Raw genomic sequence first — 14,260 nt, 5'->3', positions numbered from 1 at the left:
TGCTCCGTGAGATGCGTTCGGGCCCGCCGAAGGCTCCGAACTCAGAGCGCGAGGTAGTCGAACCCTGCCGCCCGCCACTCCTCTGCGTCGAGCGTCGCCGTCGCGTCGACGACCAGTCGGTTATCGACGAGCGACGCCGCGCGTTCGGCGTCGATATCCTCGAAGTCGTCGTGGTCGGACGTGATCACCACGGCGTCGGCCCCGCCGAGCGCATCGTCTAGCGGTCGGAGGTCTATCTCCTCGTCGTCGACGTAGGGGTCGTGGAGGCGCACCTCCGCGCCACCGGTCTCCACGTAGCTCCCGCCGTCGGTGAGGGCGGACGCCCGTCGGTCGGACGTTCGGGACGACAGCGACCGGGCGAGTCGCAGACCGGGACTGCGCCGCGTGTCGTCTACGTTCCCCTTGTAGGCGACGCCGAGGACGGCGACCCGAGCGTCGTCGAGCGTTCCGAGTTCAGACTCCAGCAACTCGACGATGTACTCGGACATCCCGTCGTTGACGCGGCGTGCGCTCTTCACGAGGTCCAACGAGTCGGACGACTGTCCGAGGAACCACGGGTCGATGGGCAGGCAGTGGCCGCCGACGCCCGGCCCCGGATTGAGAATGTCGACGCGCGGGTGGTTGTTGGCGAGCGAGATTGCGTCGCGGGAGTCGATTCCGTAGTCCGCGGCCACCCGCGCCAGTTCGTTCGCGAAGGCGATGTTCACGTCGCGGTAGGCGTTCTGCGACAGCTTCACGAACTCCGCGGTGGTCGCGTCCGGCGCGCGGTGAATCGTCCCCTCCGTCGCAGGTTCGTACAGGGCGATGGCCCGGTCGGCCGACTCCGCGTCGATGCCGCCGACGATGCGGTCGTTGTGGACGAGTTCGTGCGTGATGTTCCCCGGCAGGACAGTCTCCGGACAGTGCGCGAGGGAGAAATCCTCGCCCGGAGCGAGTCCGGACTCCGCCAGCACGGGCGCGAGTACCTCCTCCGTCGTTCCCGGCGGGACGGTCGATTCGAGGATGACCGTGTCGCCGGGACGCAGGAGGTCGGCGACGGTCCGCCCCGCCGCCTCGACGTACGTCAGGTCGGCCCGCTCTCTGTCCTCGTCGTACGGCGTCGGGACGCAGACGAGGTGACAGTCGGCCTCGACCGGTTCGGTGCGCGGTTCGAAGCCGTTCTCCATCGCCTCCAAGACGTACTCGCGCAGGTCGTCCTCGGTGGTTCGAGGTTCGCCGGCGCGCAGGTCGGCGACTAACTCCTCGTCGGGGTCGTACCCGACGACGTCGTGGCCGTTGTTGGCGAACAGTGCTCCGGTCGCGAGTCCGATGTATCCGATTCCGTGTACGCAGAATTTCATGTAAGAGCCTCCATCTTCTCGGCGTCGGCGCCGTCCGCCGCGACGAGGACGTCGAGTATCCGCTTCGACGCGTTTCCGTCGCCGAACGGCACCGTCCAGTCGCCGTCCTTCTCGATCATCGTCTCCGCGGCTTCGACGATGTCGTCCGGGTCAAGTCCGGCGAGGCAGTTCGCCCCGGCGTGGACCGTCTCCGGACGCTCCGTGCTGTATCGAAGCGTCACGCAGGGGGTACCGAGGATGCACGTCTCCTCTTGGACGCCGCCCGAGTCGGTGAACGTCAACGCGGCCTCGGACTCCAGACAGAGGAAGTCGAGGAACTCGAGCGGTTCTATCGTCCGTATCGGTTCCGGTATCTCCAGCCCGAACTCCTCCACACGCGCGGACGCTCGGGGGTGAATCGGGTAGATGACGGGGCGGTCCGTTCGCTCCGCGAACCGCGCGACGCCGGTCAGGAGTCGCTCGAACGACTCCTCGTCGTCGACGTTCTCCGCGCGGTGCGCCGTGAGAAGGTAGAAATCGCCGGCGCTGAGCCCGTGGTCTTCGAGGACGGTACTCTTCTCTCGAACGGTGTCGCGGTACTCGTAGAGCGTATCGACGACGGTGTTTCCGGTGACGAACACCTCGCCGCCTACGGACTCCCGTTCCAGATACCGGCGCGTCTCCTCCGTCGGCGCGAACAGGTAGTCGGAGATGTGGTCCGCCGCGAGGCGGTTCACCTCCTCGGGCATCTCCCGGTCGAAACTCCGCAACCCGGCTTCGACGTGTCCCACGTCGATGTGGAGCTTCGTGGCCGCGAGTGCGCCCGCGAGCGTCGAGTTCGTGTCGCCCTGAACGACGACGGCGTCCGGCGACTCGTCCTCGAGGATCCGTTCGATACCGGCGAGCATCTGTCCGGTCTGCTCCCCGTGGGACAGCGACCCCACTTCGAGGTTGTAGTCGGGTTCGGGGAGCGCTAACTGGTCGAAGAACACTCGGTCGAGGTCGTCCGAGTAGTGTTGCCCGGTGTGGATGAGGAGACAGTCCACGCCCCGGTTCTCACACTCGTTTATCACCGGAGCGAGCTTGATTATCTCCGGGCGGGTCCCCAACACGACGGCCACCTGCCGGTCGCCGGACCCGTCTACGCCGTCCGTCATGGTCCTCGACCGGGCGTACGCCCGCAGTGAGGCTCGACTTCGGGCCGTTCGACCTCGTTCACGTTGTACGTCATGAATCGTTCTCTACCTGTTGGATGCCGTGTATCTGCTTTGTTATGGGGAACCTGTAGTGCGCCGGACCACTCGAGCCGAACGTATGGCTCTATTTCTGTCTTTAGCCGTTCGGCCGAAGTGGTTGTTTCTGCGGTATCTCTCCCGGAGGTCATTGTCAGGCGCTTCGAAACGTCTCGCGCGCGAGCGCCGTCCCGTCGTGGACCGCCGTCGCCTATCGCCGAGATTAATCGACGACACGTTCGATTTGTTCGGAATTTGCTCCGACGCCGTCCCCTCGCCTCGGAGGCGCGGAATCGCTCCGACGGACGAGTCTCACCGAGGTGACAGACCCGGCTCGCGCGCGAACGCGCGACTGCGAAAACCATCCCCTCCCTTCGGTTCCGACGTCCGCGGGACTGCCGGCTACCGAGTGCTTCGAGTACGGTGGATGGAGAGGTGAGCTATTCCCCGAGCGAGACGTACTGATCTTCCCACTCGCGGCGCCGTTCGATCGCTTGCCAACCCTCTTCCGAGATTTTGTAGTAGTTTGTGCGTCGGTCCTGCTGCCCTTTTTCCACGAGTCCCTCCTCGACGAGAGCGTCGAGATTCGGATACAGTCGGCCGTGGTTTACCTCTCCCACGTCCTTTCCGATCCGCTCTTTGATCTCTTGGCCCGACGGCTGGTCGGAGCCGGCGATCACGTACAGGAGGTCCCGCTGAAAGCCTGTTAGTTCGAACATCGCGTTTTCGGACCTATCATTTGTCCCCATCCGGTATTGTTAGCCACTTGAATACGTTTCCTCCCCGTGTATTAACATCCCCTCGTAGGGTCCGATTCATGACCATTCGGAACCCTCCGGAGAGGGCGAAGGTGATAATGGTGGCCTTTATGAGTGAAATTGTACTGTGAAATTATCCATCGAGGTATCAATTATATCCTGATTTTCTCCATAGTTGAACCGGGTAGGGGCCGCCGTAACCCGATAAGCAGGCAGATAACAAAGACTACGACCGGAATAAATCGAGACGACGATTCACCCGCAGAAGTGGGTACACGGGGAGATAGACGACGACGCATCCGAAATGTGATGACTGACCTATCAAAAGACGAGTTGTTCCGAATACTAAGCAACTCGCGGCGGCGATACATCATCTACTACCTCCACGAGGAGGGCGACGAGATGAGTCTCAAGGAGCTCGCCGCGCGTATCGCCGCCGTAGAGAACGGAACGGCCGTCGAAGACGTGACGGACGAAGAGCGCCAGCGGGTGTACATCTCGCTGTATCAGACGCACCTTCCGAAACTGGAGGAGGCCGGAATCGTCTCCTACGACGACGAGGAGCGGATGGTCGAGTTGACGCCGCAGACGGCGCAGGAGGGGTTCTTCTGGATGCACGACGAGGAACCCTCCCGGTCGTGGGCCACGTACTACGCGATTCTCGGCGCGGTGGGTTGGATACTCATCGCCGCGCGCGAGTTCGCCCTCCCCGTCTTCGCCTCGCTTCCGTGGCTCGCCATCGCCGCCTTCGTCTCGACTGCGGTTCTCGTTCTCGTCGTCGCGCAGTACTTCTCCGAGACGAGAGAGCAGGAGACGACTGACTCCTTCGAGTCGCTCATCGAGTGACCCCGCGTGCGGGCGTCGGACGACGCTCCGCCGTTCGGTCCCGTCTCTCCGACGAGTTACACGGACGAAAATTCGGTTACCCGGTGACTCCGGACCAGTCAACCCGTTGCTAACTCTCTATATTATATGATACGTAGGATACATAAAAAGAGCGTACTTCGTCAGCAACTGCAACCATCAGTTAGTTATATAATATTGGATTGTAATTGTACAGTTGACCTCTCGTGCGGGGTCGAACCAGTAACGTTAGGATGCCATCAGTCGGAAACGACCGGGGAAACGTTAGATTAACCCGTCTGATGGGGTCGTGACGTAGAAAAACGGTGTACTCTCTACGAGAGGGAGGTAGGCAGATGGCTCTCGAATCACTCAACAAGACCAAGGAAACCTCGGCGAACGAGGAACGAGAGGAACAACCCAGTGAACAAGAAGAGCAAGCGAACGTCGAAGAGACGCTCTCGAAGGACGTTATCTTCGAGATACTGAAGAACCAGCGCCGGCGCGACGCGATAGAGTACCTGAAGCAGAACGACGGCGAAGCGAAGCTCGGCGACATGGCCGAGTACATCGCGGCGAAAGAGAACGGCATCGACATCGCCACGCTCTCGTCGAGTCAACGCAAGCGCGTCTACATCGGACTGTATCAGTGCCATCTCCCGAAGATGGCCAGCTCCGGTGTCATCGACTTCGAGAAGAACCGCGGCGACATCGAACTCAAGCCGATGGCCGAACAGCTCGAACCGTACCTCGGTTCCTCGACGCCCGCGGACGAGTCCGCGTCCGGAGCTCCGAAGCGGAACCTCGCGGTGGCGTCCGCCGTCGGTGCCGTCGTCGCCGCCGGGCTCCTCGGCGTACCGGGGTTCGCGGTAGTCCCTGACGCCGCGTGGGCCGTCGTCAGTACCGTCGCTCTCGTCGTGTTGACCGCGATGGAGACGTACCGCGAGACGTCCGAGGCGGAGTAACTCGGCGTTCTCGCTGGCCGCTCGATCGCTTTCTGCGTTTTCTTCCGTCTGCGCCCTCCGTTTTACCCTCCTAACTCCGCGCTCTCCGTCCGCGATACGGCCGAGTACGCCCGCGAGTCCGGCTTTCGGTCCGTCGCAACTTTCGGACGAAACAGCAAGATGTAAGTCAGATGAGAGTTGATATGGTTTCTACTCTTCGAGCCCATACTGACAGATTATTGATGAATTGGGGGAGTTCTGCCGCGTTAGCGCTCGTATCTCCGTTTGAAACCGATTGTTCAGGTAAAAACGCACGTCCTAACCGACAGACCCCCCGGTCGCATACTGCCCATAACAATGGCCGTCCGTCACCGTTACTAGTAACATGTCCTCACAGTCCGTCCGGCCCGATGGCGCCGTGGCGACACACGAGCGTCGGGAGGCGAACGGATGACCGATATCACAGAGGCAGTCGTCCTCGCTGCTGGGGAGGGACGACGGCTCCGACCGCTGACGAAGTACCTACCGAAGCCGATGCTGCCCGTTGCGAACCGTCCCGTCATCGACTTCGTGCTCGAATCGCTCGTCGATAACGGCATCGAGCGCGTGGTCGTCGTCGTGGGGTACCGGAGCGACCGCATCCAGACGCACCTCACGGCCGAGCATCCCGATACGGAGATCGAGTTCGTCCAACAGCCGTCACAGTTGGGAAGCGGTCACGCCCTCCTCCAAGCGAAGGACGCCGTCGGCGACGACTTCGTGGTCGTCAACGGTGACAACATCATCGACGACGGAATCGTCGCGTCGACGCTCGAACGGTACACGACGACCGACTCGGCGGCGACGGTCGCCGTCGCACACTCGGACACGCCCGAAGAGTACGGCGTGGTCATCTCGGACCGCGGCCTCATCTCGGATATCGACGAACACCCCGTCGAACGAGAGGGGTACCTCGTCAACGCGGGCGTGTACGTGTTCGACCGCGGGGTGTTCGACGCGCTCGACCGGACCGACCCGTGGCAGGGCGAGATACGTCTCACCGACGCTATCGCCCACCTCGACGGCCCGGTGACGTCGATTCTCGTCAACGGCGGGTGGCTCGACCCCTCGAACCCCTGGAAGCTCCTCTCGGTGTCCGAGACCGTACTGGCCGACGAACTCGGCTCGCAGGTCAAAATCGCGGACTCCGCGAGGGTTCACGAAACCGCCGTCATCGAAGGTCCGGTCATCATCGGCCAGAACTGCGACGTGGGCCCCGGCGCGGTCATCCGCTCCGGGACGTGCCTGCAGGACAACGTCCACGTCGGGGCGAACACCGTAATCGAGCGGTCTATCGTCTCGAACGACGCCTACGTGGGCGCGAACGCGCTCCTCCGAGACTCGGTTATCGGGTCGGGAGCCGAGATACGCGACTGCGTGGCGTCGCCTGGCGGCCGCGCGGACGTCGTCGTCGACGGGAAACTGTACACCGACCGGCGACTCGGAAGCATCGTGGCCGACCGGGCGACGGTCGGTCCGAACGCGACGCTCGAATCCGGCTGTAGCGTCGGCGCGGAGGCGACCGTCGGCGCGGGCGTCGTCGTAGACGGCACCGTGCGCGAAAAAACGGAGATAGCTGCTTAACTCATGTGTGGAATAACTGCGTGCATCGGAGAGAACGATTCGGTCGAACCGCTCATCGAAGGACTCGAACGACTGGAGTACCGCGGGTACGACTCCGCGGGCATCGCCGTCAAGGACCGTTCGGACATCTCGCTGACCAAGAGCGTCGGCGAGGTGTCCGAACTCGTCGAGGAAGTCGAGGACGACCCCCTCACGGGCGAGTACGGCATCGGTCACACCCGATGGGCGACCCACGGCGGGGTCACGGACGAGAACGCCCACCCGCACACCGACGAGTCGGGCCGTGTGGCCGTGGTCCACAACGGCATCATCGGTAACCACCAGTCGCTCAAGTCCGAACTGGAGTCGAGGGGACACAACTTCACGAGCGAGACGGACACGGAAGTCGTCCCGCACCTCATCGAGGAAGAACTGAACAACGGCGCGACGCCGGAGGAGGCGTTCCGCTCCGCGGTCGCCCGACTCTCGGGGACGTACGCCATCGCCGCCATCATCGAGGGCGACGAGGCCATCTACGCCACGCGGTCGGGGTCGCCCCTCGTGTTCGGCATCGGCCCGGGCCGCTACTTCCTCGCCAGCGACGTCCCGGCGTTCGTCGAGTACACCGACCAGGTGGTCTATCTCCACGACGGCGACTTCATCAAAGTCCTCCCGGACGGCTACGAGATAACCGACGGCGCGGGGCGGAAGATAAACCGCGAGGTCGAACGCGTCGAGTGGAGCGCCGAAACCGCCACGAAGGGCGGTTACGAGCACTTCATGCTCAAGGAGATTCACGAGCAACCCGGCGCGCTCCGGAACACCATCCACGGCCGCCTGAACGCCCTCGACGGGTCCGTCGAACTCGACGACTTCCCGCCCGGCACGTTCGAGGACATCGAGGAGGTCCAGTTCGTCGGCATGGGAACGTCGTACCACGCGGCGATGTACGCCTCGAGTATGCTGTCGGCCCGCGGCGTTCCGGCGTACGCCTTCCAGTCCGGCGAGTACGGCCTCGTCAGGCCGCCGGTGAAGTCTAACACGCTCGTCGTCGCCGTCACGCAGAGCGGAGAGACGGCCGACACGCTCGACGCGATTCGACGCGCACAGAGCGCCGGCGCGGAGACGGTCGCCATCACGAACACCGTCGGGTCGTCGATTACGCGGGAGTGCGACGAGACGCTCCTCATCCGCGCCGGTCCGGAGATAGGCGTCGCCGCGACGAAGACGTTCTGCTCGCAGGTGACCGCCCTCTCGATGATCGGCGAACGACTCGTCGAGGATATCACCGGCGGCCAGTCCAACAGCGCTCGGGACCTCGTGGAGTCTCTGTCCCGCCTTCCGGGGCACGTACAGGAGGTTCTCGACACCTCGCTCGCGTCCGCCGTCGCCAAGGAGTATCAGGACGCCGACTCGTACTTCTTCATCGGGCGCGGCGTCGCCCACCCCGTGGCGCTGGAAGGTGCGCTGAAGTTCAAGGAGATATCGTACGAACACGCCGAGGGCTTCGCGGCGTCCGAACTCAAACACGGACCGCTGGCGCTCGTCACGCCGAACACGCCGGTGTTCGCGGTGTTCACCGGGTTCGACGACGAGGCGACGCTGAGTAACATGAAGGAGGTCCAAGCCCGCGGCGCGCCCGTCATCGCCATCACCAGCAAGACCGACGGCGAAATCGCGGAGTTCGCCGACCACGTCCTCTCCATCCCCGACACCCACCCCGACGTGGCGGGCATCCCGGCGAGCGTCCAACTCCAACTGGTGGCGTACCACGCCGCGGACCTGCTCGACCGTCCCATCGACAAGCCGCGGAACCTCGCGAAGTCCGTCACGGTCCAGTAACGCGTGCCGCCCGCGCCCGAGACGTTTCGACGCGCGCCGCGGCCGTCGGCCGAACCCGGTTCGTTCCGGCAAGAATTTCTCGGTTATCGGGGCGTTTTCTCCCGACGACGGGCCATTTGACGAAAAACTCCGCGAGAGAGGTTCTGAAACTGTTTCTCAATTTCCGCGACATGCCAGTATGCGGGACTTACCGGCTCCGGTACGCGGTGATTACCAATTCGAGCCGGGTAGTAAGAGGCGATTACATAAGGTGGGGACTCGCAAAGGGAATTCCATGGCAGCGAGCACGCATTGGGTGGCATCGACGCCTCTCCAACTAGAGGACGTAGATAGTGACGATCTCCTCGACTCCCTCGGAGACGAGGTGGCGCGCGAGATTCTGGTCGCGGGCAAGCGCGGTGCGGTCACCGCCGAGGAACTCGCCGAACGGTGCGACGTCTCCGAATCGACGATATACCGACGCTTAGACCGACTGAACGAACTCGGCCTCGTCGAACGGTGCAATCCGCTTCTCAGCGCGTCGAAGGGGTCCTATCGCACGCGCATCGACGGCGTGTCCATCCAGATAGACGAAGACGAGATGAAGGTGCAGCAGGGACCGAGCGACTGCACCGAGGACGCCCTGGAGACGGTCATGGACGTCGTGGACGTCCAACACGTGAGCTACGACGCGGACGACGAACTCGTCGACGTGCAGTTCAAACTCGACCCCGAACTCTTCGAGAAGTTCATGCAGGTCTACAGTCGCTCGCGCGACTGCTGACGGCCCGGCGACCACGTATCCGCTAGTTCTCCCGTTTCCCGTGGCTCTTCAGTCGCGGGACGACTCCGTTCGAGAAACCGAGAGCGCCGCCAGTCGCCGATTCAGCGGTCCCGAGTGACCGACTCTCCGGGGCGGACGGTCGCACCCGGCGAGAGGACCACGCCCGCGTTCAGACTGCTGTTTATCCCCGTCTTCGCGCCGCCGCCGACGACGACGCCCATCTTCCGGCGTCCGGTCGAGACGCGTTCGCCCTTGACGGTCACTTTCACGTCGTCGCCGTCGTGCCGCAGATTCGCCACCTGCGTCCCCGCGCCGAAGTTCACGTCGCGCCCGAGGACGCTGTCGCCGACGTACGAGAGGTGGCCCGCCGTCGCGCCCGCCATGAGGACGCTGTTTTTCACTTCGACGGCGTGACCCACCTTCGCGTTCGGGCGGAGGAGCGTCGCGCCGCGGACGTACGCATTCGGACCGACGGTGGCCCCAGACTGAATCAGCGCGGGTCCCTCGACGACGACGCCCGAGCGAACGGTCGCACCCTCCTCGACGACGACGGGACCGGTCAGTTCGGCGTCCTCGCTCACGTCGCCGTCCACGCGCGTCTCGAGTTCTCCGAGTTTCCACTCGTTGGCTTCGAGCAACTCCCACGGGCGGCCGACGTCCAACCACCGGTCGAAGGCGACGGCGCGCACCTCGCCCCGTTCGCAGAGGCGGTCCAGGACGTCCGTCAGTTCGAGTTCGCCGCGTTCGGACTCCTCCACGTCGCGAAGCCACGCGCCCGCCTCCGCGGGGAAGACGTACGCGCCGGTGTTGACGAGGTTCGAGGGCGGGTCGTCCGGTTTCTCGACGACGCCGGAGACGAGGCCCGCGCCGTCGGTTCGGAGGACGCCGTAGGAGGTGGGGTCGTCCACCTCGAACGAACCGACGGCCGGCCCGCCGTCGTAGAGTTCTTCGAGCGACGGGACGTCGTAGAGTGCGTCGCCGTTCAGGACGGCGAAGGGGCCGTCGTCGAGGACGGCGAGCGCCGATTTGACGGCGTCTGCGGTTCCGCGCTGTTCCTCTTGGACGGCGTAGCGGACGGGGACGCCCGCGTACTCCTCGCCGAAGTACTCGCGTACGTCCTCGGACCGGTAACCGACGACGAGGACGATTTCGGACGCGCCGGCTTCGACGGCGGACTCCACAGTGTGTGCGACGAGGGGGCGGCCGGCGACCGGAAGCATCGGTTTCGGTCGCTCCTCCGTGAGCGGACCCATTCGACTGCCGACGCCTGCCGCGAGAACGACTGTCTGCATACCGGGCGTACGCGGCATCGCGGAAAATGTATTTGCGGACTACGGCTCCCCGCCGCGAGGTTAGGAGGCGTCTACTCGCCGGTCTGCCCACGGACGCGTTTGCGACTGGTAACCGCTCGGTCCGTCCGTTCGTCTCCGATACTTGCCGACGAAATTCGACTGTTTCGACAATTTCACCCGAGAAACAGTGTCACTCGGGACTGTTATTTCGATTGTACTCGAGTTAATTGCGTACTATCCGTTTGAACTGTCCCCGGGCGGCACTCGACGGCCCGAATCCGACCGAGACGGTGTAAACGGTCAAATAGGTGGGTCGCATCTCGCTCGGCATGTCGCTGATGGACCTCGTCGCCGGCGTCGAAGGCGCGGAGCGGACGCTCACGGTGTACAACCCGGAACCGGGCGTCGTCGAGGAACTGAGAGAGCGGTTCGCGGACCGCAACCTCGCGGTGGTGACGAGGACGACCCTCGGCGGACCCGGGAACTTCGTGGTGCTGAGCCACCGCGAGTCGTTCGTCACCGCCCTCGACGCCGCGGAACTCCTGCGCGGCGACTCGGGCGCGCGCGGCGAGTCGGCGCCGACGCCGTACCGGTCGATACTCGACCACCTCGACGAGACGACGTTCACCTCCTACGACCGGCGGCGGATGCTCGCGGCGTCGCGCGAGATCGAGGACAGGGCGTGGCGGGTCGGAGACGGGTCGCTCCACGCCGGCTTTCAGTCGGTCGAGCACTTCGAACGACAGCGCGAGGTGTACGAACGCCTCGGCGGCCGCGACGAACTCTCCGTTCACGCGTACGTCCGCCCGAGTTCGCGCGTTCGCCCCGTCGAGAACGTCCGTCTCCACCTCGAACGGAGCGCCGAGATTCGGGACTCGTGGTTCGTCGCGTTCGACGGCGGGTCCGAGGCGGACAGTCGGTGCGCGCTTCTGGCGACGAAACGCGACCCCGGACGGTTCTACGGCTTCTGGACGTACGACTCGGAGACGGTCGAGTACGTCGTCGACCACCTTCGAACGTCGTACGCACTTTCGGGCTCGGACCCCGACGACGGCGCGAGTCGGTGTTGACCCGAGTTCACGCGCTCCGGTCGCACATCGGACAGAGGGTCGTCGCCGAGAGGGCGAGCGTTCCGGTGGACTTGCGGGTCAGTTCCGCGCCGCACTCTTGGCACCGGGGAGGGGGACTGGTCGATTCGGTCATCACGCGACTACGTGTCTCGCCGGAGGTCTTGGGTGTATCGGCGCTTCCACCGACTCGGCCGCAGACGACCGTTCCGTTCGGTTCTCTCCTCCTCGGTCGGTCTGTCGCGGATACTGTCAACACATCCACATAATTCAACATAGGGAGACATTCGCTAATCCTTACAGGCTTAGACCTGTAACGGAGCGGCGGAAAACGCCGCGAAAGACGAGTGAGACAGGAGTTCAGTTCGCACTGCCGCGTCGGCGAGTACGTTTCTCTCGTCGAACACGAGTGGGCCGCGTCTCAGACGCCGTACTCGTCTAGTTCGCTCACCAACGCCCGCGAGAGAACCGTGTTCGCGGCGCGGCGGACGAGTTCCGACGCCGCCTGTTGGCTGATTTCGAGTTCGTTCGCGATGTCCGAGAGCGTCGTCCGCCGGGGGACCTCGAAGTACCCCTCCCTGAGGGCGATAGTGAGCGCTTTTCGCTGCCCATCGCTGAGGTCGCGCACCGGGTTGGGGCCGGGCCGGATGCCGCCGAATATCCGCCGAACGCCGACGTCCACGCAGCAGGCGTCGCAGGTCTCTCGAAACCGCGAGAGGGCGGCGTGTTCGGCGAACCGGACGCGCCAGAACCAGTGGTTCGCCCCGGCTTTCCCCCGAATGGTGAGGACCGCACCGCCCACTTCCCGGATGAGAGCCGAGAGGTCGTCCTCCGCCTCGACCCACTCCGCCAGATAGATCGCTTCGTCGTCGTCGTCGCCGACGAGTTCGAGTGCCTTCACCGACCGGTGGGACCGAACGGCCCCCTCGAACTGCGCCCGGTCGTCCGCGACGACCCGTATGTAGGGACTCACCGTCCGGTCCAACGGGACGACCCGTTCGGCCTCGACGCTGGCGGGCCCGGCGTTCGCCGTCGCACGACCGAGGGGGAACGACTCGGCTGGCGCGTCTAGCTCCAAGGTCACGGCCATCGGTTGTACGAGTGTCCGAAAAACCAAATACTTACTCACCCTTCGCGCGGCCGTTCTGTCGCTCTGGACGCCGAAGTTCTCGGGTTCGCGGTGCCGACCGACGACTCCGTTCGCCGCCGCGCCGATTTATATACGGCACGTGATTACAAGGGACAGTAGCAAGCAGATTTGGTAACGTGTAACAAATATGTCCGTCCACCCCCCTCGGTCAGACAGCGAATCGCCTCCGACGTGGGACACTCTGTTCGAAGTCCTCAGTTCGTCGCGCCGCCGTCGCCTCCTCGCGGCCCTGTACGACGAACCCGAGACGCGGGTGTCGCGCGTCGCCGACCGAATCGCGGCCGCAGAGGGGGAGCGTTCGGTGGGGAAACTCACCCCGGAGGAGGCGACTTCGCTCCGCGCGTCGCTTCACCACGTCCACCTTCCGGCCCTGCAGGAGGCGGGACTCGTCTCGTGGGACCGGCGGGCGCGTACGGTCTCTCTCCGTCTGGAGGCGCGCAAACTTCCGATCTTCGAGTCGTTCGACCGACCTCTCGTCTCCGTTCGAGGGGCCGTCGCGGAGGTGCGGACGGATGTCTAGCGACGACCGAACCGGCTCCGCCCCCCGAACCGAGTGCCCCGAATGCGGTGCCGTCTTCGGTACCGCACTCGTCCGCGGACTCACGGCGTTGGGGACGAACGGACTCTACGGACGGTTCGACTGCCCGGCGTGCGGCGCGCAAGTCACCCTCCCCGAGGACGACTGACCGAACACTGCTCCGGCGTACCCTCGCGCCGTTTCGCGAGGACGGCGAGGCGATAACGGAACGTATCTGTTCGCACAGTACACCCTACTGACTGGTACGCAACTTAACTCGACGCGGGTGGGGCGAGTTTTATACGTGGTCTCTACGAGTTCTTTCCGACGCCACGTCGATAGAACTCGAATACGCGCACTGCTCTCCGTACTCTAGTTGTCCTATCTCTTTTGTCCGCCGGCGTTCTCGTCGAACGCTCGGCCGTTCGGTCGGCCCCTCGCGGGACGCCGGATACGACTCCCTTCTGTTCGCGGCTTCCGCGGCCGAATAATTCGTCACAGGGCTAACGTTGTAACGGAAAATTCGCACCCCGCGGCGGGGTCCGACGACGACCGGAGCGGATACCGCCGGGGTTCACCGCGGCGGGCGGAGGCGGTAGTAGCGCTTGTTGAGGCCGTACATGTACCCCTCGCGCATCGTCTTCAGCACCGCGTAGGTGACGAAGAACGCGACGATGGGGAGGATGAACGTGAGGTCGAACAGCAGGTCAACGTTCATCGGCATCAGGTTCTTGATGGCCAGAATCGAGATGGTGAACGCGAAGACGACGCCGCCGACGCCGACGGCGGACCAGAACGGTTGCTCGACGGGGCGTCGGGCGCTCCCCTTGTTGAGGAACGGCACCATCGCGATGATGCCGACGACGACGACGTTCGCGAGCACTCCGTACGTCCGGTCGGCCGTCAGCTTCTGCCCGCCGAGGACGGCCAA

The 14,260-nt window shown here is 64.3% G+C and carries 14 protein-coding genes and 1 pseudogene; 8 read left to right on the top strand and 7 right to left on the bottom strand.

What is annotated here, in order from left to right; all coding sequences use genetic code 11:
* Window positions 1–41 precede the first annotated feature (41 nt).
* The 3 genes from BLS11_RS17665 to BLS11_RS17655 form a co-directional block, all read right to left on the bottom strand.
* A complete protein-coding gene (locus tag BLS11_RS17665) occupies window positions 42–1,340 on the bottom strand; it encodes a nucleotide sugar dehydrogenase (protein ID WP_092539128.1) in 1,299 nt (432 codons plus the stop codon).
* On the bottom strand, window positions 1,337–2,476 hold the full coding sequence (gene wecB, locus BLS11_RS17660) for a non-hydrolyzing UDP-N-acetylglucosamine 2-epimerase (protein WP_092539127.1): 1,140 nt from the start codon (window positions 2,474–2,476) through the stop codon (window positions 1,337–1,339). Before wecB ends, BLS11_RS17665 begins: the two co-directional genes overlap by 4 nt.
* Before the next feature lie 515 nt (window positions 2,477–2,991).
* A complete protein-coding gene (locus BLS11_RS17655) occupies window positions 2,992–3,270 on the bottom strand; it encodes a PadR family transcriptional regulator (protein ID WP_092539126.1) in 279 nt (92 codons plus the stop codon).
* Window positions 3,271–3,618: 348 nt separating this feature from the next.
* Here BLS11_RS17655 and BLS11_RS17650 point away from each other — a divergent pair, with 348 nt between their 5' ends.
* The 5 genes from BLS11_RS17650 (at window position 3,619) to BLS11_RS17630 (ending at window position 9,303) form a co-directional block, all read left to right on the top strand.
* On the top strand, window positions 3,619–4,155 hold the full coding sequence (locus BLS11_RS17650; RefSeq protein WP_092539125.1) for a DUF7344 domain-containing protein: 537 nt from the start codon (window positions 3,619–3,621) through the stop codon (window positions 4,153–4,155).
* A gap of 353 nt (window positions 4,156–4,508) precedes the next feature.
* Window positions 4,509–5,117, top strand: coding sequence for a DUF7344 domain-containing protein (locus BLS11_RS17645; protein ID WP_092539124.1), 609 nt, complete (start codon window positions 4,509–4,511; stop codon window positions 5,115–5,117).
* A 429-nt stretch (window positions 5,118–5,546) separates the two neighbouring features.
* On the top strand, window positions 5,547–6,719 hold the full coding sequence (locus BLS11_RS17640) for a sugar phosphate nucleotidyltransferase (RefSeq protein ID WP_092539123.1): 1,173 nt from the start codon (window positions 5,547–5,549) through the stop codon (window positions 6,717–6,719).
* Between the two features lie 3 nt (window positions 6,720–6,722).
* Window positions 6,723–8,540, top strand: coding sequence for a glutamine--fructose-6-phosphate transaminase (isomerizing) (glmS, locus tag BLS11_RS17635; protein WP_092539122.1), 1,818 nt, complete (start codon window positions 6,723–6,725; stop codon window positions 8,538–8,540).
* Window positions 8,541–8,814: 274 nt separating this feature from the next.
* Complete coding sequence (locus BLS11_RS17630; RefSeq protein WP_092539121.1) at window positions 8,815–9,303, top strand: helix-turn-helix domain-containing protein; 489 nt, start codon at window positions 8,815–8,817, stop codon at window positions 9,301–9,303.
* 101 nt (window positions 9,304–9,404) lie between these two features.
* Here the strand turns inward: BLS11_RS17630 and glmU are convergent, their stop codons facing one another.
* A complete protein-coding gene (gene glmU / locus BLS11_RS17625; protein WP_092539120.1) occupies window positions 9,405–10,595 on the bottom strand; it encodes a bifunctional sugar-1-phosphate nucleotidylyltransferase/acetyltransferase in 1,191 nt (396 codons plus the stop codon).
* Between the two features lie 329 nt (window positions 10,596–10,924).
* Between glmU and BLS11_RS17620 the strand changes: the two genes are divergently transcribed.
* Entirely contained in the window at window positions 10,925–11,665 is a 741-nt protein-coding gene (locus BLS11_RS17620) for a DICT sensory domain-containing protein (protein WP_092539119.1), read from the top strand.
* A gap of 7 nt (window positions 11,666–11,672) precedes the next feature.
* Here the strand turns inward: BLS11_RS17620 and BLS11_RS19895 are convergent, their stop codons facing one another.
* Complete coding sequence (locus tag BLS11_RS19895) at window positions 11,673–11,798, bottom strand: hypothetical protein (RefSeq protein ID WP_258555550.1); 126 nt, start codon at window positions 11,796–11,798, stop codon at window positions 11,673–11,675.
* 285 nt (window positions 11,799–12,083) lie between these two features.
* Complete coding sequence (locus tag BLS11_RS17615) at window positions 12,084–12,752, bottom strand: helix-turn-helix domain-containing protein (protein WP_092539118.1); 669 nt, start codon at window positions 12,750–12,752, stop codon at window positions 12,084–12,086.
* A gap of 187 nt (window positions 12,753–12,939) precedes the next feature.
* On the opposite strand from BLS11_RS17615, the gene BLS11_RS17610 reads away from it, so the two are divergent.
* Complete coding sequence (locus BLS11_RS17610; protein WP_092539117.1) at window positions 12,940–13,332, top strand: DUF7344 domain-containing protein; 393 nt, start codon at window positions 12,940–12,942, stop codon at window positions 13,330–13,332.
* A complete protein-coding gene (locus BLS11_RS19565; RefSeq protein ID WP_175454496.1) occupies window positions 13,325–13,498 on the top strand; it encodes a hypothetical protein in 174 nt (57 codons plus the stop codon). Before BLS11_RS17610 ends, BLS11_RS19565 begins: the two co-directional genes overlap by 8 nt.
* Window positions 13,499–13,903: 405 nt before the next feature.
* Here BLS11_RS19565 and BLS11_RS17605 read toward each other — a convergent pair.
* A pseudogene (locus BLS11_RS17605) lies at window positions 13,904–14,260 on the bottom strand (cytochrome bc complex cytochrome b subunit); the annotation flags it as partial.

The organism is Halopelagius longus (assembly GCF_900100875.1).
In the GTDB taxonomy this organism is placed as follows: Archaea; Halobacteriota; Halobacteria; order Halobacteriales; family Haloferacaceae; genus Halopelagius; species Halopelagius longus.
The sequence above is the reverse complement of the archived record's forward strand: the minus strand, read 5'-3'. Positions and strand labels throughout refer to the sequence as shown.

What these genes read in the sequence shown, in the direction of transcription:
- BLS11_RS17645 (WP_092539124.1), top strand. Translation starts at nt 4,509, where the DNA reads ATGGCTCTCGAATCACTCAACAAGACCAAGGAAACCTCGGCGAACGAG.
- BLS11_RS17665 (WP_092539128.1), bottom strand. Translation starts at nt 1,340, where the DNA reads ATGAAATTCTGCGTACACGGAATCGGATACATCGGACTCGCGACCGGA.
- BLS11_RS17655 (WP_092539126.1), bottom strand. Translation starts at nt 3,270, where the DNA reads ATGTTCGAACTAACAGGCTTTCAGCGGGACCTCCTGTACGTGATCGCC.
- BLS11_RS19895 (WP_258555550.1), bottom strand. Translation starts at nt 11,798, where the DNA reads ATGACCGAATCGACCAGTCCCCCTCCCCGGTGCCAAGAGTGCGGCGCG.
- wecB (WP_092539127.1), bottom strand. Translation starts at nt 2,476, where the DNA reads ATGACGGACGGCGTAGACGGGTCCGGCGACCGGCAGGTGGCCGTCGTG.
- glmU (WP_092539120.1), bottom strand. Translation starts at nt 10,595, where the DNA reads ATGCAGACAGTCGTTCTCGCGGCAGGCGTCGGCAGTCGAATGGGTCCG.
- BLS11_RS17650 (WP_092539125.1), top strand. Translation starts at nt 3,619, where the DNA reads ATGACTGACCTATCAAAAGACGAGTTGTTCCGAATACTAAGCAACTCG.
- BLS11_RS17640 (WP_092539123.1), top strand. Translation starts at nt 5,547, where the DNA reads ATGACCGATATCACAGAGGCAGTCGTCCTCGCTGCTGGGGAGGGACGA.
- BLS11_RS17620 (WP_092539119.1), top strand. Translation starts at nt 10,925, where the DNA reads ATGTCGCTGATGGACCTCGTCGCCGGCGTCGAAGGCGCGGAGCGGACG.
- BLS11_RS17630 (WP_092539121.1), top strand. Translation starts at nt 8,815, where the DNA reads ATGGCAGCGAGCACGCATTGGGTGGCATCGACGCCTCTCCAACTAGAG.
- BLS11_RS17615 (WP_092539118.1), bottom strand. Translation starts at nt 12,752, where the DNA reads ATGGCCGTGACCTTGGAGCTAGACGCGCCAGCCGAGTCGTTCCCCCTC.
- glmS (WP_092539122.1), top strand. Translation starts at nt 6,723, where the DNA reads ATGTGTGGAATAACTGCGTGCATCGGAGAGAACGATTCGGTCGAACCG.
- BLS11_RS19565 (WP_175454496.1), top strand. Translation starts at nt 13,325, where the DNA reads ATGTCTAGCGACGACCGAACCGGCTCCGCCCCCCGAACCGAGTGCCCC.
- BLS11_RS17610 (WP_092539117.1), top strand. Translation starts at nt 12,940, where the DNA reads ATGTCCGTCCACCCCCCTCGGTCAGACAGCGAATCGCCTCCGACGTGG.